This window comes from Psychrobacter sp. TB20-MNA-CIBAN-0197 (assembly GCF_040309765.1).
GTDB classification, from domain to species: Bacteria; Pseudomonadota; Gammaproteobacteria; order Pseudomonadales; family Moraxellaceae; genus Psychrobacter; species Psychrobacter submarinus.
Map to the genome: position 1 here is coordinate 1 of NZ_JBEOPC010001077.1, position 251 is coordinate 251.

Here is a 251-nt window from a genome sequence, read left to right on the forward strand (position 1 = left end):
CAATATGCCCGCCGCTCATCATAGGGGCTATGTAAAACACCTCACCTTGCGCATTTAAATGATGATGTAAATCGTACACTTTTGCGCTTTGTCCTATGGCGAGCTTTTCAATATTTTCAGGAAAAGCCGAGAGCTCGACCCATACGGTTTCAAGGTTTACTATTTGCATTAATGCGCTATTGGCAAGCTCACCGCGCTTTAAATATTGCTCGGTAATAACGCCTGTAATTGGGCTTTTTATGGTGTAATTT

1 protein-coding gene is annotated in these 251 nt (G+C 42.2%); it reads right to left on the reverse strand.

All coding sequences use genetic code 11. The features are described from left to right. A partial coding sequence (locus AAEY83_RS17225) for an efflux RND transporter periplasmic adaptor subunit (RefSeq protein ID WP_351061107.1) occupies positions 1–251 on the reverse strand: 251 nt, incomplete at both ends.